Annotated in this window: 11 protein-coding genes; all 11 read right to left on the bottom strand. The window is 56.5% G+C overall.

The genetic code is table 11. The annotated features are described in order from the left end of the window. Positions 1-431 precede the first annotated feature (431 nt). Positions 432-2,522 (bottom strand): PulJ/GspJ family protein, encoded by a 2,091-nt coding sequence (locus tag UH5x_RS22600; protein WP_047814461.1) that lies wholly within the window; start codon positions 2,520-2,522, stop codon positions 432-434. A 42-nt stretch (positions 2,523-2,564) separates the two neighbouring features. Beyond that, entirely contained in the window at positions 2,565-8,018 is a 5,454-nt protein-coding gene (locus tag UH5x_RS22595; RefSeq protein WP_482633753.1) for a hypothetical protein, read from the bottom strand. Between the two features lie 77 nt (positions 8,019-8,095). Further along, entirely contained in the window at positions 8,096-9,352 is a 1,257-nt protein-coding gene (locus tag UH5x_RS22590; RefSeq protein WP_047814459.1) for a type IV pilus modification PilV family protein, read from the bottom strand. Continuing rightward, complete coding sequence (locus UH5x_RS22585; protein WP_482633752.1) at positions 9,349-10,506, bottom strand: pilus assembly FimT family protein; 1,158 nt, start codon at positions 10,504-10,506, stop codon at positions 9,349-9,351. Before UH5x_RS22585 ends, UH5x_RS22590 begins: the two co-directional genes overlap by 4 nt. Positions 10,507-10,514: 8 nt before the next feature. Next, positions 10,515-11,786 (bottom strand): type II secretion system protein, encoded by a 1,272-nt coding sequence (locus UH5x_RS22580; RefSeq protein WP_047814457.1) that lies wholly within the window; start codon positions 11,784-11,786, stop codon positions 10,515-10,517. A gap of 67 nt (positions 11,787-11,853) precedes the next feature. After that, positions 11,854-12,999 (bottom strand): type II secretion system protein, encoded by a 1,146-nt coding sequence (locus UH5x_RS22575; RefSeq protein WP_482633751.1) that lies wholly within the window; start codon positions 12,997-12,999, stop codon positions 11,854-11,856. A 165-nt stretch (positions 13,000-13,164) separates the two neighbouring features. Beyond that, on the bottom strand, positions 13,165-14,604 hold the full coding sequence (locus tag UH5x_RS22570; RefSeq protein ID WP_047814455.1) for a type II secretion system F family protein: 1,440 nt from the start codon (positions 14,602-14,604) through the stop codon (positions 13,165-13,167). 202 nt (positions 14,605-14,806) lie between these two features. Then, positions 14,807-15,163, bottom strand: a complete 357-nt coding sequence (locus UH5x_RS22565) for a four helix bundle protein (RefSeq protein WP_482633750.1) — start codon at positions 15,161-15,163, stop codon at positions 14,807-14,809. A 59-nt stretch (positions 15,164-15,222) separates the two neighbouring features. Next, positions 15,223-16,938, bottom strand: a complete 1,716-nt coding sequence (locus UH5x_RS22560; protein ID WP_274405405.1) for a GspE/PulE family protein — start codon at positions 16,936-16,938, stop codon at positions 15,223-15,225. Between the two features lie 132 nt (positions 16,939-17,070). After that, on the bottom strand, positions 17,071-18,177 hold the full coding sequence (locus tag UH5x_RS22555) for a type IV pilus twitching motility protein PilT (RefSeq protein WP_047814452.1): 1,107 nt from the start codon (positions 18,175-18,177) through the stop codon (positions 17,071-17,073). 491 nt (positions 18,178-18,668) lie between these two features. Beyond that, positions 18,669-20,426 carry a GspE/PulE family protein gene (locus UH5x_RS22550; protein ID WP_047814451.1) on the bottom strand — a complete coding sequence of 586 codons (1,758 nt, stop codon included), beginning with the start codon at positions 20,424-20,426 and terminating at the stop codon, positions 18,669-18,671.

The raw sequence follows: 20,426 nt of genomic DNA, 5'->3' as shown, positions 1-20,426 counted from the left end.
CTAACTCGTGCTCGTGCCCCTTGCCCCGTGCCCCGTACGATGGGCTTCCAAGCCCGTCGAAATGAAAACCCGACGTTCGATTGCCGCCATCGCCCCGGATGGGGCCGTCGTGGGGGATGGTGGTGCGGTCCCTCGCTCACCGGCGTGTTGCGATGTCGACAAGCTTGGCAGCTCATCTTCTCATACTCGCCACTCGTCGCCGAATTCGCCAAGAATTTGGACCGCCCACCAACCCACGTCTTTGAATTCGGGCGAATCCAGCTACCAACACTTCACAACCCGACGCGTCAGCGAGGGACCCTACGGAACCTAGTGAATCCAGCGACCAACGACGCAAGCTCCGAGTTCCCTCGCGCGGAACCAGCGCCAGGTGGAACCTGGCCTACGAATTGGAGTCCCTGTGGTCCGGAGCCCCTTTCCCACTCTGACTCTCACTCATCCCGCACCGTCACACTGGCCTGTCGAATTTGCCGCGTGGTGGGATTCTCCAAACGAACCGAAATCTGAACAGCTTCGGGAGTCGCGACGAACGGTGGCAACGTTTCTCGTTCGCCCAGGTCGTCCGGCCCGTATCGTCCGATGACGGATGCGACTCCGGCTTGATAGATGCCCAATCCTTCCATGCCATCAGCACCAAGGTCAGCGGTCGCCCCGGCCGTGGTGGTCCACCGAGTCCCCTCAGCCGTGGCGCTCACTCGCCCCTGAAGGAAGCCGTCTTTTTCGTACCACGAAGTGTAGGTATCGAAGGCAGGCTGGAAGAGCGAAATCGTATTGACCGCCGACGTCAGCAGACGTCCTGAACGGTAGAGCGGATTGGAATACGACTGCGAGGCATTGGAGAATGAATCCAAACCAGAGAAAGGTGTGGTGAGATAGTCTGGCGTCGCTGCGATCGTCGATCCTGTGGTCGTGTTCACTCGGTCCAGATAACGGGCTTGCCAACCTCGAAGAGATCCCCCGGCGAGCACCGGGTAACAGAGGTCAACGAATCCTCCCGTCAAAACCGGCGTCTCTGAATTGGTGATTGCGTCCAGCAGAGTTTCGCGATACCCAGCGTCATTCGGACTGACAACAAGCCCCGTGTTCGTCTCGAACAAAGAGACTTCGGGGTCGTAGACTTTGACGTCGAAGCTGAGTGCATTGTTGACCACCACATCCTCTCCTCGACGATCAGCGCCCCAATACTTACCCGGATTGAGATGCGTGCTGTCGTCGCCAAGCACAAGTTCACGTCGCAAGAAACCACACAGTCGGCTCGGGGTGACAACCGCGGCCGCACCAGCACTGGAAAGCGGTGGCGCCAAGCGTGGAGTGGAAGCGGAGAGATTGAGCATGTTCAAGATGGTTGCAGGACCAGACAACGCCAATACCGGCATCGAAGTGGGGGCAGATCCCCCCGAACCAGTCAACACCGAATTGGGAACCCGAACGTGTGCGAAGCGGTTGTGCGGAATGGACAGATCTGAAAGGGAGTTGGCTGCGACATTGGCAGTGGGAGTGCCCGCCGCATTGAATACCCGACGTACCGACAGGTCACATTGTTGATGCACGCCTGCCATGCCGTATGCCCACCCGGAAGCAACTGGGGCGGTGCCGCGAACGGTGGCCGTGGTCGCGTCAGGCCAATTGTCCGCCCGCATGAATGGCACCGAGGTGCCGCCAACCGTTCGGCTCTGAATCGGCAGCGGCCCTGTGGAAAGGTTTAAATCTGGCCGAATCAGCAAGACTCGCCGATGGATCTTCATCCGATCGGGCAGCCCATTCTCCGACGCCGTCCCGCTTCCCAAATCCGTGTCGCCGTCCACGTCGACATAACGGAGATAGTCCGGGTCGTCCGCAGCCACGTCGGGATACTCGGGACTCGCGAAGTACACAATCTCTGCATAGCGAGACCGGATCATCACCGGCTCAAACGGAACCTGACTCTCATCGATATCGGGCGTCGAGATGTTGTCCGAAGGGATGCTGTAAGCCGTCCCCGCCAAATCCGCCGCTCGTTGATCCAGGATGTATCGAGGAACCTTTCCCGAAAACCAACTCCCCTTGGGCGCGATTGCGGTGAAGGCAAGGTAGTCATCGAAGTCCCCGTAACGGGAGTCCGGAACATCCACCGTCCCATCCGCATTCAGCCCCGCGCGGAACAGCGATGAAGTTGCGTCGGTCACCGGCCCCTCGTAGTACATGAAATAACCCGAGGGATCTGGCCCACCGGTTGTTGGCGTCAGACTGACCGTGCAACGGGTCGTCTCATCATTGAGCCTCGTGGTGATGTCACGCAACTCATTCGCCAATTGCACATTGCCACGACTCTCTCGGATTCTCGCTCCGACAAAGGCAAACGCCCGCGCGACTGCCGCCATCATCAACAACGTGACCGTCATCGCAATCAACATCTCCACCAACGTGAAGCCTCTCGCCGACGTCGTGCAACAACGTTGACAGGAAGCGGCACGAGCGTTTGGCTTGCGAGACATGAGCTGGATAGGTCGCAAATTCGTGGAATCGAAGATAGAAAGTTTCATGATGGATCACTCGAGAAGCGGAGCGGTACTACGGACGCGTCCTCATTGGAAATACCGTTCGAAAACGACCGTGTCCCGCGCGTTGACATCTTGGCCAGGGATGAAGCCAACCGGAATCGATCGATCAATGATGAACATCGCGTGATACCGCTGGTTCTCGCCTTTGTCTTCGTTGTACTCCGCCCCCAAGTTCTTTGTGTTGGTCGCATCGACCTCGAAAAAGCCCAGCGTCATCCGAACGAGGAAGGTTTGCGAATTATCTGACACCAGATTTGGCATCCGATTCACCGTCTGGTATTTCAGGAACGCATTGCGATTCCGGTCTTGCGACAAATTCGTTGCCCCCACAGCAGGCGTCTGTGTTGACTCACGAACGAACAACGAAACTTCATTCGGCGATGTTCCGCCAGCCGATTCCTGTTCGTCTAGCCGACCTGCCGCTCGCAGCAAACCAACATTGACCCTGCGACGTCTTAGATCTTCCGATTCATCCAGGGCTGTTGTGCCCAAATTGCGAACTTCAGGTGCGCGGTGGCCCGATGTGGATCGCTTGAAGACGCCCGCGAACTGCGTGGGAAAGCGTGGATCCAATTGATTGGGCAAGTAGTTCACCGGAGTCGTTGCGTCTGCATCCATCACCGTCGTTTTAGTTCCAGTTGGAACGTAACCGCGGCGAGACTTCACGAATTCGTTGTATGACAGCTGAGTTGCCGTGCCAGCACCCGCAGCAGTGGTGTATTCACCTGCATTCAGATGGCCCTGCATCAGTCCCTTCCAAGTCGAGAATTCCTCGATGGTGTTGAGATTGACTTTCCCGATTCGTCGATTGTCTTCCACGAAGTTGAATGGTGCCGAGTACAAGGGTGCCAACGGAGTTGCACTGATCAGTGCAGGTGGAATGGGAACCGATTCACCTCGGAACGGAGGCGGGGTGCCAACGAAGTCAAACAGGGCGTTGAACTCCGCAGCAGGGGCAGCACCAGAGTGTTTCACATTCTCACTATGAAAGAAATTCAGCAGGTGCCGGAAGGGCGAGACAAATGTCTCCGCGTAGGCCGGGTCCGTCGTCGTGGTGCTGGTCTCCGGTAGGATCTCTGGATCCGGATTCGCAGGATCCACCACGCTGAATTCTTCGAACAGTCGCCCCGCCGAACAGGCCGGCACCAACATCAGCTCGTGCGGCGTGGCATACGGACGATTCAACCACGGGTGCATTGCAAACGGGACCGCCGGACGCCCACGCACAGGGGTGGTCACTGGTGCACCGAAGTTGGTGTTCAGATAATTGAACGTTGTCTCGAGTGCGGCCCCAAGATTGAAGAAGTCAGTCCCGCCCGGAGCCATCGGTGGAGCCACGGTCGCTGGAACTTCCGTGCTGTAGGAATACAGGACGTTGCTGCCACCCCCATTCATTCCAACCCCATCCCGCTGGCGGCTTTCCGTTGCGTAGGCAAGCTCCGTGGTTGGAGTGGCAGGTGCGTTGCCACCGCTCGTCACACTTGACGCCGTGTCCTCGCCACTGAAGATCGTCAGATCGATTGCGATTTGATCCACGGTCCGATAAGGGTTCAACGTCGGATGAAATCCCCGTGTTGGATCGGCTAACCGTTGCAAGAACGCGGTGCGATAATTCGGCACCGTTCCGAGCATCGGGTCTGCAACCGTCGCCGGATCGGCCGCAAAGGCTTCAGTCAACTGTCGGATTGGGCCGTTGACTCGCATGTCTTCGGGTCGGTCACGGACGGCCCCTGCGATGAGATTGGCCCCACTGTCGATCTCGACATAGGCATCCACCGCGGGATAGTTGGGAGCGTTGATGTAACGATTGGTTGGTTCGGCGTAGTAGTCCCCTGCATTGATCGCGAGAGGTTCCGAAACATTCAAACCAATGCCGTTCGGTGACGTGGCAGCCGTGTTGGTCCAATCCCCCGCAGCAAATCCAGAAATGGGCAACGACAGTCCCGGAAGAATGTTGGTGGTGGTATCCGGAGTCAACGTCGTTCCGGCCGCATCGAACTGAATCAGCCCGACTGCCGGTGCCGTGTTCTGAATCTCGAACACCTGTTGGCTCGGCGCCGTTGGGCCGGCGGTGTAGCTTTGACTGCCGAATGTGGTTGTCACTCGGGGAGCGATCGTCAGATACTGTTCGGGGAACAACGAAGCTGCCGTGCCGCTCCGACTGAAAAAGACACTTGCCTGCTCCGTGATATCCGGAATCGGTAAAATCGCGTCTTGCAGATCAGCAATGGATGCGTAGTCCGTGAAGAACACAAATCGATTCAGATCAAGATTCCCTGCTGTCAAATCAATCTCGTCCATTGCATTGAGATTCCCAAGCTCGGGTTGAAATGAGAGCGTGTCTGGAAGTGTGTCTCGCAACTCCACTGGCGAGTTCCCTTGGCCGACAGGGTTGTTGGCAGCCGTTCCCGTATCGAAGTGCGGTTCACTGATGGCGATCCGCCAGATAGGAATTTCTACATCCGCCGTTGAAGTGTCACCCCATGTGGTTCCGTCGAAGTAGGTCGTGATCGTACGGTCCAGATCGAGCGAATAGGCAACGTTGGTACCAGAGGTGTTGACGTCGTAAAGCTCACGAGGGATTCCTGCCGTGTTGGGATCCACATTCGGAGCAATGACGCGTCGCCGAGGACAATACAATTCCAAAAACAGCGATCCCTGAGGAATGCGAACTTGATCGGTGTCCTCGTCCTCGTCAGGCGCCATGTTCCCCTTTTTGTTGTCCGTGTCGAGATCGGTATCACGCACCCGGACATCATGCATCGCATAGGATTCGGTGAACAACAACTCGGGTTGTTCGCATCCGAAGACGACAGGACTTTGGGCAGTTGGCATGGTTGTGCTGGTGCCAAAACGTTCATCGGGTGTCGATGTGGTATCAATCACGCCATCACCGTCGAGATCATCGGCGACCGCCCAGCTATCGAACGGGTTGGGGTCATAGGGGAACCGGGTCATGATCGAATCGGAATCACGATAGTCCACGACGTTCACCGCCCACTGTGCCAGTCGCCGTGCTCGATACGCCTCCGGATCCGAGGTTGGAACAGCAGGAGAAATCATATCACCGTATCCGGGATAGTTGTTCCGCAGATCGTCGCTGATGATCATCATCAAGACATACAAGTGACGAGCGAGCAATTGCCGTGGGGGAACCGGATCGGAATCATCACGGACGTAGTCAGGAGCTACCCCGAGGAAGTTCGCATCCACCGTTTGTCCCGCGTAAGACTGGAATGCTTCCGTCTCCGTCCCGGTCGTTTCACTGGTGCCATCGACGATATCGTTGCCATCGTCATCGTAGACCGCCACGTTGTACTCACGCGGTTCGTCCACCACGCCATTGGCGTTGTCGTCCACCCCGTTTCCGATGCGGCGATTGATATCCAGGCGTTTGGCCAAACGCAACTCGGGGGCAACCAAATCATTGAGTTGAGCATTTGTGAGAGCAGCCCCTCCGATCGCGGTGATGAGTGAACGCAATTCGTCGTAGGCCGACGCCGCACTGACGCCCGCATAGGGCGAATCATCGGAAAGACTGGTCGTCGTGATTGCGTTGACCAATCCTGGTTCCGCTGTCACCAGCGGCCTGACCAACTCCGTCAATCGTGTTGGCAGCATTTCACTGTCAAACTCATTCGCACGAACAATGGCCTCGAGCTCGTCTTCCGTGTAGCGACGGTCGCCGCTCAGACGACCAGTTGGGTCGGACTCGTAAGGGTTGTCGACCAATTCGTCCGAAGTCGGTTCAACAAAGCTCGTTGTTGCCGGATCATCTCCAAGTGCCTCGCCAAGATCAACAGGAGAGAGCACTGCGGTGTCACCATCATTGGCAGGGACAAGGTCACCGCTGAGCGACATCGCGTAACCGCCACGTCCGTAGGGATCAACGGAATTGCCGTAAACACCAGCACCGACGAGAGATGCTGGACGGGCGCTCGCCGTCAAAATTCCCAACGCGTCCACGCCCGTTCGACCGGGCACCATTTCGCTAGTCGCGGATCCAACTTGATATCGCCCACGAAGCAGTGGAAAGAGTTGGGTAGCAGTGCCAGGAATATTGATCTCCGCCGGACCAAAGCCAAGACCGCGGAAAGCAAACTGGGACACTCCGGCTGTGCCCGCCCAGTCGCCAACGATTTGGTTGACACCTGCTCCTTGATTGATCAACGCATAATTGCCATGGGCATTGACGTTCAAACGTCCCGACATGTCGCGGATCATGGGAGCGATCAGGGGCCGGAGCAGCTTGCCTTCAGGTGAAGTCACCAGAGGCAAACCCATGTCGACCCAAATGCTGTCGGGAATTCCATCAAAGTCGTTGTCGACGTCCCAAGGGCCTTCGATCAAAGCACTCGCCAACTGATTCAAACGAGCACGAGCCGCGTCGTAGTTGGGAGTGGCTCCTCCCGTTTGCTGCATCGGAAGCGGAGCACGAAGCGCAAAACTAGGATTGCCACCATTGAAACGAGAGTGAACCGCCTCTGATCCACCTGCCATGAGTGGCCGCAACTGATTCTCGGCAATCGGGATCGGCCGAAACGTTCCTCTCGCGATGCTTGCGACCACATCGGAATACCCATTCGTGGGTGGAGCATCCCAAGTCGTGGTTTCATTCAGGATGTAATTGATGACCGAGGGGCGATGAAACGATGGGACAACGACGCCGCTCGAATCGCGGTAGCTGAGAAACCAATTGTTGAAATCGGCAGCGTCGTAACTCTCGTCGAAGTCACTCCCAGCGGTAGCGACAAAGGTGCTCTTATCAACACTGTCGTCCAGCAGATTGGGCTGAACTGCAAGGGGAAGGGAAAACCCAACGTTTCCGTACGCAGCAGTGGTTCTTGGCGCAGTTGCCGTGACATTCGTGCCGTTGAACCCAATTCCCACTGCATTCCGTGGGACACCGTTCATCCTGATCGTGTTACCCGCAACCGGAACGAAGGCTCCCAATTCAGCGTCCGCGGACACGATAAAATCATGCAATCCCGCCCCCGTGGAAATGGATCGTAAAATTCGAAACGAACGACCGGTCAAATTGCCCGAAGTGAAGGTGATGACGCGGCCCGTGTAGAGATCGTCAATGACCGCCGTGGAGAGCAACTTGCTGCCCGTGACCGTTGTGTCGTTGGCGACCGAGAATCGCAAGAACGAATTGTTCAGGATCGCTGCGACGGTTCCCGTTCGCACCTGCAACGCCGAGAAATCGGTGCGTCCGTAGTAGTCACTCAGCAAATCTTCGCCAAAGAACGGACTGGTTCCGTCGTTCGTCCCACGAATCAAGGTCATCAACGCTTCGTCGAGCAAGCTGGTTGGATGGCTTTGCTTCACGTTTCGGGAAGCGATGGCGAATGATGCTTGCCGAGCTTGGTTGCTGAAAACCAAGAAGGCAGCAACCAACACGCTGAAGAAAGTCAGCATGCTGAGCACGACGAGCAGGATGACCCCGCTGTTTTTATTCGTTGGCGACCGTTTCATGGCATTGGTCCGCGCGTTTCTAGGAAGAAGAGAGAAGAGTGTCGAAGGTGGTTTCGGCTGGCTGAATTGAACGAGCGTCAAAGGTCGGTCCAGGGGACCAAGCGTTCGGTCACCGAAACCACGCCCTGGACCATCGTGGCAAAGGTGTTGTCGTAAAAGGAGTTGTCAGAAACTGGATCTGTCGTGAAATCAAACTCCCAATCCGGACCATCCAAGGAAACACGTCGTCGCCAAAGTTCTTCCGTGGTGCGATTGATTCCTGTTTGAGGCGTCGGAAGGGCAGCCAAACCGGTTTCCAATTCGGAATTGCTATACGCAAAGATCTCCTCGGGTTCCTGGTCCACCGCAACGACTCGATACCATCGAAAAACCTGAGTGCTGTCGGGAAGCCGACGTGACAACATCACCCAGTCATTGGGAGCGAGTTCCGACGAAGTGGTGGCGGAAGCGGTCAAGTGAACCACTCCTCCCGCACCACCTGAGAAACCAGACGCAAATGTGACCTGAGCGACTCGTTCACTCATCCCGTTCATCTCGGGAAGAATCGGAGGAGTCAACGCAACCGTGGGAAAGTCAATGTCCGCCACTCGGTTCCGCATCACCACAATCGACAGGTGAGCAAACCGACTGTTCTCGGACGGCACCAGCGTTGCGATCCAGCTGAATTCGCCGGTTGGGATTCGCCGCCCATAATCCATCTCACCAGAATCCAATCCGGTTAACTTGGCAGGGATCGTTGTGTCTTTCGGTTGCTGCACCACCAGATCATTGACGCTCTCAATGATCGTCCGCGCCAACTCGGCACTCGCCCCCGACAGACCAACACGGGTCAGTCGCGGTGCGCTTCCCGCCTCCCCGGCAGACCAAGGGAACATGCTCGGAGGCTCCCAGGTTGAGTCGGAGTTAGCTGGATTCAGTAGCGGGTCATGAGCGGCAACATAGTAAGGAAAAACACTGTCGTCGTAACTGTTGAATGCTGTGCTGCTGCCACCCTGAACAGCGTAGTAAAGCGGGTCGATGCAGATTCCCGGCAGCGCTGTTCCTGAGGAAGTGATTTCCAATTGGTTGGAGGCAAAATCGTAGCCAACCGCGTTGCCGCCGGACATTTCCGCAAGATTTCCGTTGCCCAACCATTTGCGGATCGAAACATTCTTTGCAATCGTGTCCCCCATCTCAGCACCCACGCTCAACGACACGGCGTCTCGAGCGCGACCTCCCGCCAATGGCATGACGGAAAGCAGACCGAGAAGGCCGATCATGATCACTCCAATGGAGAAGATCACTTCGATCAGTGTGATGGCAGCACGTGGAATGGATGAGATGCGAGAGATCATGGGGTTGCGTCCAAGGTGTCTGAAAGGATCGCCAACGACCGTGCGTCGCGAAGGGCAGCAGGCATCGACGCTGTCGAACTCACCGAAGCGTTGGGAGCAACCACGCAGCGGCCCGTCGCTGGGTTGATCACAATCCAAAGCGAATCCTGATTCATCAAGTTGGCTGGCGTACGTGGATCAGCATTGAATGGGGTTGCTGGTTGAAGACCATCGCTGTCGCCGATGCAGAGGAAAATCAAACCGGTCGGAAGCCCCTGGTTTCCGACCGCATCAATGGAAGTCATTTCAACACGACCGTCTGGACCAAACACGATCTCAAGCGGTTGGTTTGCCAATGTGCCTTGAGCAGCAAATTGATTGCCTTCAATCCCGATGCCGGAATAGGTCATATCCACCACGATGCCACGAGGAAACGTGAGACTTTGGCTGGTCGAGACAACCGGCGATCGGTGAATGCGGTAGGGCACCGACGCACCGTCGATCGGCTGATGGATCACCGGGAAGGCATTTGAAAAAGAGGCGGTGATGCCGGAGACCGGCGAATCCAAATCGATCGTCGCCGGCACGATGTCGGTGCCGCCTGAAGCGAAACTGCCTGTGTAATCACCCAAGTCCAGGCGGAAATAGCGTCCACCTGGCAACTCGATCAAGTCGCCATCTTTGATAGGCGCCGTATTAAGCTGATAAAGCGAAGCCGTTGGATCGGTGTACAACAATAACAGCTGGTTTTTGACTCCCGAGAACTCCAAACCCGCGGTCGAAGCACCTGGTGTTGGGTAATTGAAAGTGACCCTCGCGTCCGCCGCTTCACCCGTGTATGGAGGCACGCCTCTCAGTTGGCGAAGACGAACTCCCGCCGCGGTCCGGAAGTCCGCCGTCGCAGCACCGCTGGCTCGCTCGATCCGCACACCGACAAAGCGTCCTTCTGAAATGGCACGACTGCGAGCTTCATCCAGGTAGGCAACAATGGTGCGTGACGCCTGGCTGACCTTTTGATCGCTGATCAACGTCCGAACAGTTGGCAATGCAATGGCAGAGACCAATAGAAAAATCGACATCACGATCAACAGTTCAACCAGCGTGAACCCAAGTGTTCTTCGCTCGGAGGTTCGAATCGAACTCCGTGTCAAACTCACTTGTCGCGTGAGAGGCATCAACGCGTTCATTGAGTCACCTGCAGAGAGAAGTTGGTGATGTTGTCAGTCAACACATCGCTGGCACGTCCTGTCAATTCTTCACCCGGCAGTCGTCGATCGGTGTCCGTGGCATAGGTCGCGCTGGTCCGATCAATGATCCCAGGATCATTGGCAGCAATGAATCGACGCATATAAGGATCCACCCAGTCGTAATCCGAGGTGCCACGCCCTTCGAATTCGACTCCCATGTTGGCTGCATTCTTCGGCCATGCCCAAGTGGACGCCGAGTAGTCATACGCCTGCAAAGCACTCCCGGCTGAATTGACTGGATTGAACGCAATCCCAAATTCGCCGTCTTCACCAGATGAAATGATCAATGGACGCAACGCCCACGGTGCACCGTAAGCTCCACCATTGACGTTGACGGCCGGCAGGACCGAAGCCGAGGACGGGGCAGGTGGCGTTTGGACGGTGTAATAAAAATCCGATTTGAACAGATCGAATTCATCAGGGGTATTGAGATCCAAAGCTCCATCAGGGTCGTCGTACCCAATCGGCCAACGGATGAATCCGATTGGAAACCCCCATCCGTCGAGAATCTCAAACATGCCATCGCCATCGACGTCCCCGATGTTGCTCGTCGGGATTGCATCAATGGCGGGAGTCCCCGCCGAGTACGAGGTCGCGAGAATCAGGTAAAGGCACTCGGCACTTTGAAACTCTTCTGTCGCCGTTGTCGGAACCCGGTTTTGATAGGATTGAACCAGTGAAGGTGCCGATCCACTGGAGAACCACGACATTGAAAATGGAAGGCGTGAAGAACGTTCCTGGCGGGTTCCAATAATTTCGGTGGTGTCGCCATCGCCGTCGATGTCAGCGGTGTCGATCATGACACGATTGGCCGATCCGTAGACCGAAGCAGGTGCCCAGGTAGCACCCATAAAATCAGAGTACCGATCTGGCATCTCCATTCGCTGAAGATCTCGAATCATGTTCAGGCGGACCCGCGCGGCTTCCGTCCCCATCACTTCAAACGAGAGTGTTGATCCGGTCACACCAGCCAGATAATCCGTGGTCGGAATCTCAACTGGCAGCGAACGGTACTTGTAAGACTCGTACTTCTCCTGAATGACGTTGTCAATCAATCCAACGATCGTGCGGGTGCGAGATGTTCGCGCGCTGGCGGTGACGCCTTGGACGGCGGCCATCACCATGCTGGCCATGATTCCGATCACCACCATGACGACCAGAATCTCGACAAGCGTGAAGCCTGCGTTCGATTGTTTGTTTGGAATCATTGAAAAACCTCAAGCCCGAATTCACAACGCACCGCGCTGAATGACTGATAAACAGATCGCTCATTCATCAAGGAACGTCATCAACGACCGTGCCGTTGCTGAAGTTGGTGATGTTGTCAGCCGGGTACTGTTCGATGCTGCCGAAGGCAGATTCTTGGTACTTCGAAACGCTGGTGACAATCAGATCTTCGGGCGTCGCAACCCCCGTCAAAAGTGCAATCGCCGCTCCTGATTCATACTGGAAGTAGATTGGTTCTGGAGTCGAATCGCTGTTCACGTCATAAGACTCTGTATCACCAAAATTGTTATCGAGCCCAGCACTGACGATTTGGAACGTATTCGGATTCACAAACTGCCACCCACCGAGAGCTTCGGCCTGAGTGGTGTAATTCCCGCCCGATCGATTTGCATTCGCACTGGTGGAGAGATACGGCCGCACATAACCGTACGTCGATGAGCCGTATCCATTGAACCCATAGGTCGCATGATAGAGCGAGTAGGTGCGAGAATCGAAATACACGAACGGAGCTCCCTCCGAATCCGAGCGATAACTCAAGAACAAATCACCATCGCTGGACTTCCTCCGATTCCCTGCGGCGAAAGTCATCGGCGCACCATCATTGACTTCGCTGTAGTCCAGCTGAGAGGCATCAAAGTCCATCAAGGCATTGGGACGGTCAATGTTGACCTGAAAATTGCGAGGATCCTGACGTTCAGGGTCAGTCGCGGCATCGTAGGTGTCAGTACCATCGCCCGTCCAAGCCAGTGGCCCACCCGGCCCAGTGAAGGGACGCTGCGTGTCATCGCTGTATCCACCCAGTGCCCAGGCCAACACCTCCCCGCGATCGAGAATCGTTGGATCATAATTGCTGGATGAGTCGAGCAGCATGTTGTAAAGCAGTGTCGAATCATTCGTTGACATCCGTGGGAACGCCTTGCGGTAGTGTCGCTCGACGATCGCCCAACTCGAGAAGTCTGGCGGGTAATCGCCATGCTTCTGTTGATACTGCTCGACCGCACCTTCCAAGGCCGTGATCTCGAGACGCAAACTTGTCACGCGAGCCGTTCGGACCGCATTGGTCACCGCCGGGATCAGGACCGCCGCCAAGATTCCGATGATGGCAATCACCACAAGGATCTCCACCAACGTGAAGGCGGAGCGGGTCTTGGGGGCCACGGGGGCTGGCTGCAGGAGATTGGATCGAGCGTTCATCGCTACTCTCGGAACAGGGAAATGGTGCTGGCGGTCGTCCGCTTCACACAACTTGCGAAGCACACGGCGGTGCGATTGAAAGTGGAACAGGTGTATCGGGTCAAAATTTCGATTTTGCGAGAACCGAATTCTGGCGAATTCGGCTCCCAACAAAAGATCTGGCTTCTAAGTCAATCCGGAGATCAGCGACACCAACGGCATGAACAAACTGATCACGATGAAACCCACCGCGACGCCAAGGAACACAATCATCAAGGGCTCCATCAACGCGGTCAGAGCGTCGGTCATGATCCGGACTTCTTCGTCATACGTGTCGGCGACCTTGTACAGCATCGTGTCCAGCTCACCGGTCTCTTCCCCGACGTCGACCATGTTGACGACGAGGTCATCGACCACTCGGCCTTTGATCTTGGTCAGGTAAAACAACACGCACAGCACGGATCCACCGGCGATCATGTACAAGGACATGAACGTCAGCATCTCGACCATCGTGCCGTCATCGAGCTTGCCGCCCTTGGCCGTCAGCGCGACGCTCAGGACCATGATGCCGGGGAACGATCCAAACAATGCCCAGAAGATCGCGGTCATGGGGTGGAAACCCAACACCGAGAATTCCTTCAACGGCTTGCTGATCACTTCCCCTTCTCGGATCTGGTTGCTGACGCCCGTGAACATCCGCTCGAACATGGCGTTGCCCGCCGTTTCTCGCGTGATGTTCAGCGCTTCCAAAATCGGCACCCCGGAACTGATCAGGGTTCCCAGTGTCCGTGTGGTCCGAGCCAGAATGTTCTTTTCAATCAGGGTGCCAAAGATCGGCACCCGGATGATGAACATGTCAAACCCAACCCGCCCCTGTTTGAACTTCCTCATCAATTTGATCAGGATCAACGCGCAAACCGGCATCGCGATCAACAGGAACCAATAACCCGCGATGTAATTGCTCATCGCGATCAACAGCACCGTTGGGGCTGGCAAATCCAACCCAAACTCGTCGAACATCTTTTCGAACGTTGGGACGATGAACAACATGATGAACGTCAGAATCAACGCAGCGACCAAGACCACGATGACCGGGTAGATCAACGCCCCTTTGACCTTCCGCTTGAGCGATTCGGCTGACTCCAAGAAGTCGGCCAACCGGTTGAGGATCGTTTCCAACGCACCGCCGGCCTCACCGGCTTTGATCATGTTGACGTACAAGCGACTGAAGACCTTGGGGCACTTCGCCATCGCTTCGGACAAGGTCGAACCGCCTTCGATCTCGTCGCAAACATCCATCAAGGCGTTCTTGAGCTTGCCGGGTTTCTGGTTGCCTTCCAGAATCTTCAGGCTGCGCAGAATCGGCAGACCGGCGTCTTGCAAGATCGACAACTGACGTGTGAAGGCGCAGATGTGTTTGGTCTTCGCCCCGCCCATCGCGAAGGGACGTTTCTTGCCACCGCCAGCCTTGGTGGCCCCCGCCGCCTGTTTTTTGACGGCGATCTTGGTGACGAAGTAACCCATCTGGCGGATGGTGGTTTGAGCTTCGTCCTCGTTGGCCGCATCGATTTCGTCCCGGATCTCTTGTCCGGTCGCGTCCATCGCTTCAAAGGTATAAGTCGGCATGGGATTGTTTCTTCAAGTGAAAAGGGCCGCAGAGCCACAGGGCCACAGGCTTGGGGGTTCTTAGCTACTAGCTACTAGCGATTAGCTTCTAGCTTCTAGCTTCTTCATGGGAGTTGGATTGATTGGTCATGGACGCAACGCGTTTCTAGGCGACTAGCTGTTAGCTGTTAGCTTTTTCTGAACAAGGGTGGTGCAAGTTGTTTCATGAGCTTCGAAGTCGCTGGATGAAACTGCGAAGCATGCGTTGGATTTCGTTGAGTTGTTCGTAAATCAGGTCAAAGGCCGATGACTCGATGTAACCAAGGTCCTTTGCGAGCGACAGTTGATAGTCCGCCTCACTGGCGGATCCCATCGCGATGTCGCAAAAGCGAGCCAGTTCGCGATCGGTTCCGCGTCCGCAACCTTCGGCCATATTCGTCGGAATCGAAGCAGCCGAACGTCTCAGCTGTGACGTCAATCCATACTTCTCGTCGCTTGGAAACCTTTGAGTGATTTTGTAAATCGAGAGCGTGAATTCATGAGCCTTGGCCCAAACATTCAAATCTCGAAAGTCTTTCATCTGATTGTCGTTTTAAGTGGAACGCCAGTCGCTAGAAGCTAGAAGCCGCGGCTTCGCCGCTAACCGTCAACGACGGTTTCGCGGACGATTTCGTCGAGGGTCGTGACTCCGTCGCGGGCCAGGCTCATGCCGAACTCTCGTAGGATCACCATCCCATTGCTCTGGGCTTGATTTCGCAGTTCGTCGGTGCTGGCGTTCTGCATGATCATTTCGCGAATCGTGTCGTTGAGAATCATCAACTCGAACAGCGCGATCCGGCCCTTGTAGCCGGTGTTGTTGCACTTCTCGCAACCGACGCCTTTGAAGTAATCCGTCGTTTCGATCTCTTCCCGGGTCATCCCGAGTTCCATCAGCAAGTCGCTGCTGACACGGGTCTTTTCCCGGCAGCCCGTGCAGATTCGGCGGACCAATCGCTGAGCCAAAATGGCTTCGACGGTCGCGCAAATCATGAAGGGTTGGATCCCCATGTCGGTCAACCGAGTGACCGTGCTGGGCGAATCGTTGGTGTGCAGGGTGCTGAACACCAAGTGACCGGTTAGCGCCGCCTGAATGGAGATCTCGGCGGTCTCCAAGTCACGGATTTCACCGACCAGGATCGTGTCCGGGTCCTGCCGCAAAATCGCTCGCAAGCAGGACGCAAAGGTCACCCCGGCGTCGGAGTCAATTGGGATCTGAATGATCCCATCAATGTCGTATTCCACCGGGTCTTCGGTGGTGATCAGTTTCTCGGAAATCTCGTTGAGTTCCGACAGGGTCGAATACAGCGTGGTCGTTTTGCCTGATCCCGTGGGGCCGGTGACCAGCACGATCCCGTTGGGGCGATCGATCGCCGACCGGAACCGCGCCATCATGTCCTCGTCCATGCCGACGTTTTCGAGCGACAGGTTCACCACCGAGCGGTCGAGCACCCGCATGACGGTCGACTCACCAAAGATTGTTGGCAGCACCGAAACTCGAAGGTCGACGGGGTGACCGCCCACCATCAGTTCGATCCGTCCGTCCTGCGGCATCCGGCGTTCGGCGATGTCCAGGTTGGCCATCACTTTGATCCGCGTCGTGATCGCAAACGCGAGGTGACGTGGCGGCGGGACCATCTCGTACAACACGCCCTCGGATTTGATCCGAATCCGGAACTCGTCTTCAAACGGTTCGAAGTGAATGTCCGACGCGTGGTCCTTGATCGCCAACAGCAGCACCATGTTGAGCAGCTTGCGAACCGGCGCCGAATCGGCCAGTGCTTCGGCGTCGGTGATGTTGAACTTTTCGTTGTCCAGCAAGCTGGCGGCCGCTTTCAGCTCTTCGTCTTCGGCCAGTTCAGCGACCAGTTTCTCGACGCTCTCAGCTTCGCTGTCGTAGTACTTCGTGATCGTTTTGCTGATGTCCGCTTCGGTGGCCACCAAAATCTTGATGTCATACCCGAGGAACGTCCGCAGTTCGTCTTGAATGTTCAGGTTCTGTGGGTCGCAGGTCGCGATGGTCAGCGAATTGCCCTCGAACTGAATCGGAACACACCGATACAGCTGAGCCATCGTCTCGCTGATCTTTTCCATCACCTCCGGTTCCAGCTTGGCGTCTTCCAACGAAACCGTCTGCATCCCCATCTGTTCGGCGAGCCCTTGAATGAGCTGCTCGTCGGTGATCAGTTGCATGTCCTCGGCGACTTTTCCAAACAGCGCACCGGGCTGCTGCTCTTGTTCGTCCAGCACAATTTGGAGCTGATCATCGGTGAGGAAACCGAGGTCGACGAGGATCTGTCCGATGCGACGTGGGGCCATGGCAGGAGAGCTTTCTGTTGGTAGCGACTAGCTGCTAGCGACTAGCTTTTCAGGTTGTGGATTCTGGTTTGGTTCGCAACATCATGAGCTAACAGCTAATCGCTAGTTGCTAGCCGCTCGATCGCAACGCGATCAGTCTTCTTTGATCGGAACGGGTTCATCACCCAGACCTTGTCGGGCTTGAACGATCCGTTTGGCCAAGTCATCGGGACGGTGGGCTTTGGCCAACACGTCTTCCACCGAGACCCGGTCGCCTTTCCAGTGATTGAACAAGGCGTCGTCCATCAACTGCATCCCGAACTTGGCACCCGTCTGCATCGACGAGTTGATCCGGAACGTCTTGTTTTCACGAATCAGGTTGGCGATGCCGGGCGTGACGTTCAGGACTTCGTAGGCGGCACACCGACCACCACCAATTTTGGGCAGCAACGTTTGAGCGACCACGCCGATCAGCGTCGAAGCGAGCTGGGTCCGAATCTGGTCCTGCAAGTTGCCGGGGAACGCGTCGATGATCCGGTTGACCGTGCCTTGAGCACTGTTCGTGTGCAGGGTGCCAAACACGACGTGCCCGGTTTCCGCCGCACTGATCGCCGCTTCGATGGTTTCCAGGTCGCGAAGCTCGCCGACCAGAATCACGTCGGGGTCTTGCCTCAGCGCACGACGAATCGCTTCAGAGAAACTCGGCACGTCCACGCCGACTTCCCGTTGATTGATCGTCGACTCTTTGTGTTCGTGATAGAACTCGATCGGGTCTTCGATCGTGATGATGTGGTGGTCAATGGTCTCGTTGAGCAAGTTGATCAGCGAGGCCAACGTGGTCGACTTTCCCGAACCCGTCGGACCGGTCACCAAGAACAACCCCCGCGGGCGGTGCACCATTTTGACGACCGCCTCGGGCAAACCAAGTTGCTCGGGTGTCAATTTGTCATTGGGGATCTGACGCAGCACCATGGAGATGAATCCACGCTGCTTGAAGACCGAAACCCGAAAGCGGGCCAAATCGCCAAACGCGAACCCGAAGTCGGTTGAGCCCGATTCCTGCAACTCACGCTGACAACGCTCCGGCGTGATCGACTTCATCAACGCGACGGAGTCCTCGCCTTCGAGCGTCTTCGTTTCCAACTTTCGCATCCGGCCGTGCAACCGAAACACAGGCGGCTGACCAACAACGATGTGAATATCGCTCACACCTTGCTTCACAGCGGCTTGCAACAGTTTGTCGATCAGCACGGTGGCCATGGAAAACGCCTGACGGTGGGTGAGAGGGCGTGAAGAGCAGAAAAGGGGTCTCAAGTCTGGCTGAGATTCGGCGGCGACTCGGCCAGCCCGCATTCGACCGGTGTTTCAACCGGCCACTCCCCAGGTGATTCGCAAGAAAAGACGAGTACGAATCACGCCAGAGCAACCGGCATCCCGCCAGATCGTTCGGCAACGGGACAGTGTGTCCCAGACAAGTCGCCTGACACGTGATTTCCCGTGCCAGACGCTGCCATTATGCGTGAAACAGCGTCAAAGGCAAAGAAATTCGCGTCTTGTCGCCCGAATGCACACCCAACCACCCCTATCGAGGCAGCCAGAACCAGCCCGCTCGGCCATGCGGCGGCACCAGAACCGACTGCCGAGTCCTCTCGCCAGCCCGTCGCCGGGACCCGGCCAAGCGGCCACACCCCCCGAAGTCCGAATTTGCGGGGCGTGTCGGTCGCGTCAGGGGCTCGCGAAGTCGAACCGGCCTACAGCGACGACAGCTCTTTCGCGATGTGGTCGAGAGCGAGCGCTTCTTGCTCGGTCTTTTTGGCGACCCGATACACTTCGTCGAAAGTCGTGATCCCGCGAATCACCTTGAGCATGCCATCGGCGTAAAGCGTTGACATGCCGTTCTTTATGGCCTCTTCGCGAATCGTTTTGGTGGTCGTTCCTTTGAACATCAACTCGCGAAGCTTGTTGTTGATCAACATCAGTTCGTAGATCCCGATCCGGCCCCGGTAGCCGGTGCGGCCGCAGTACGTGCATCCCTTGCCCTTGCAGAACTCGGCTTGAGCGAGCATCTCTGGTGGGATCTCCGAGTCGTCGATCACGCTCTGAGGCGGCTGGTAGCGGACCTTGCAACGAGGGCAAATGGTCCGCACCAAACGCTGAGCCAGCACCGCGATGACGGAACTTGCCACCATGTAGGATGGTACACCGATGTCCACCATACGTGATATAGCACTGGGCGCATCGTTCGTGTGTAGAGTACTGAAAACCAAGTGTCCAGTCAGTGAGGCTTGAATTCCCATCGATGCGGTCTCGTGATCTCGCATTTCACCGACGAGGATGATGTTGGGTGCTTGCCGCAACATGGCCCGAATGATGCGAGCGAAGTCGAGGCCGATGTTGTGCTTCACTTCAACCTGATTGATCCCGGGCAGGTAATACTCGACCGGGTCTTCCGCCGTGATGATCTTGCGGTCGGGTCGGTTCAGTGCGTTCAGGGAGGCGTACAGGGTGGTGGTCTTTCCGGACCCGGTTGGGCCGGTGACCAGCACGATCCCGTTGGGCCGACGGATCAACGAGTTGAAGTTGCGGAAGTCCCGCTCGGACAGGCCAAGTTGCCGGGTGCCGACTTTGATGTTGTCCTTGTCCAGCAGCCGCATCACGCAGGACTGGCCGTGGTTGGTGGGGATGATGCTGACCCGCAAATCGAGTTGCTTGTCCCCCACCGTGATTTTGATCCGCCCGTCCGTCGGGCGTCGCTTTTCGCTGATGTCGATCTTCGAGAGGATCTTGATCCGGGCGATGATGGCCGACAGCATCCGCCGGGGGGCTGCTTCCCGCTCGACGCAGACGCCGTCAATTCGATAACGGATTCGAACGCGATCTTCGAAGGGTTCGACGTGGATGTCGCTGGCCCGCAACTGCACGGCTTCCGCGATCATCAGGTTGACCAGCCGGATGACGGGGGCGGAGTTGTCATCAACGGTTTCCTCCCCCCCACCGGTGTCAGACTCGGTTTCGGTGAAGTCGATCGCTGTGTCGGTGAACTCTTGCAACATCGAGTCAGCCGATTCACCTTCGACCTGACCGTAGTACTGGTTGATCGCCCCGTTGATGGCTTCTTTGGGAGCCAGAGCGGTTTCGATTTTCCGGTTGAGGATGAAACGCAGCTTTTCGATGGTCTCGAGGTCAAACGGGTCGGCGATCAGAATCGTCAGGGCCCCGTCTTCTTCTTTGAAGGGCAACACCGTGTTTTCGCGAGCGACCGATTCGGGGACCAATTCGATGACGGATTCGCTGATCCGCTCGCTGCGGAGGTCCACAAAGGGAATTTTGTGGAACTTCGCCAAGGCCATCCCGACTTCTTCGGGGCTGGCGTATTCCATTTTGATCAGCACGTCACCAATGTCCGCACTGGTGTTCTTCGCGACTTCTTCGGCTTCGGACAGCTGATCGAGACTGATGACGCCCTGTTGGAGCAGCAAATCGGTGAAATCTTGCATCGTCCGGCTCAT

This window comes from Rhodopirellula sp. UH5 (assembly GCF_056839225.1).
The sequence above is the reverse complement of the archived record's forward strand: the minus strand, read 5'-3'. Positions and strand labels throughout refer to the sequence as shown.

What these genes read in the sequence shown, in the direction of transcription:
- UH5x_RS22580 (WP_047814457.1), bottom strand. Translation starts at nt 11,786, where the DNA reads ATGATTCCAAACAAACAATCGAACGCAGGCTTCACGCTTGTCGAGATT.
- UH5x_RS22590 (WP_047814459.1), bottom strand. Translation starts at nt 9,352, where the DNA reads ATGATCTCTCGCATCTCATCCATTCCACGTGCTGCCATCACACTGATC.
- UH5x_RS22565 (WP_482633750.1), bottom strand. Translation starts at nt 15,163, where the DNA reads ATGAAAGACTTTCGAGATTTGAATGTTTGGGCCAAGGCTCATGAATTC.
- UH5x_RS22570 (WP_047814455.1), bottom strand. Translation starts at nt 14,604, where the DNA reads ATGCCGACTTATACCTTTGAAGCGATGGACGCGACCGGACAAGAGATC.
- UH5x_RS22575 (WP_482633751.1), bottom strand. Translation starts at nt 12,999, where the DNA reads ATGAACGCTCGATCCAATCTCCTGCAGCCAGCCCCCGTGGCCCCCAAG.
- UH5x_RS22595 (WP_482633753.1), bottom strand. Translation starts at nt 8,018, where the DNA reads ATGAAACGGTCGCCAACGAATAAAAACAGCGGGGTCATCCTGCTCGTC.
- UH5x_RS22560 (WP_274405405.1), bottom strand. Translation starts at nt 16,938, where the DNA reads ATGGCCCCACGTCGCATCGGACAGATCCTCGTCGACCTCGGTTTCCTC.
- UH5x_RS22600 (WP_047814461.1), bottom strand. Translation starts at nt 2,522, where the DNA reads ATGAAACTTTCTATCTTCGATTCCACGAATTTGCGACCTATCCAGCTC.
- UH5x_RS22585 (WP_482633752.1), bottom strand. Translation starts at nt 10,506, where the DNA reads ATGCCTCTCACGCGACAAGTGAGTTTGACACGGAGTTCGATTCGAACC.
- UH5x_RS22555 (WP_047814452.1), bottom strand. Translation starts at nt 18,177, where the DNA reads ATGGCCACCGTGCTGATCGACAAACTGTTGCAAGCCGCTGTGAAGCAA.
- UH5x_RS22550 (WP_047814451.1), bottom strand. Translation starts at nt 20,426, where the DNA reads ATGAGCCGGACGATGCAAGATTTCACCGATTTGCTGCTCCAACAGGGC.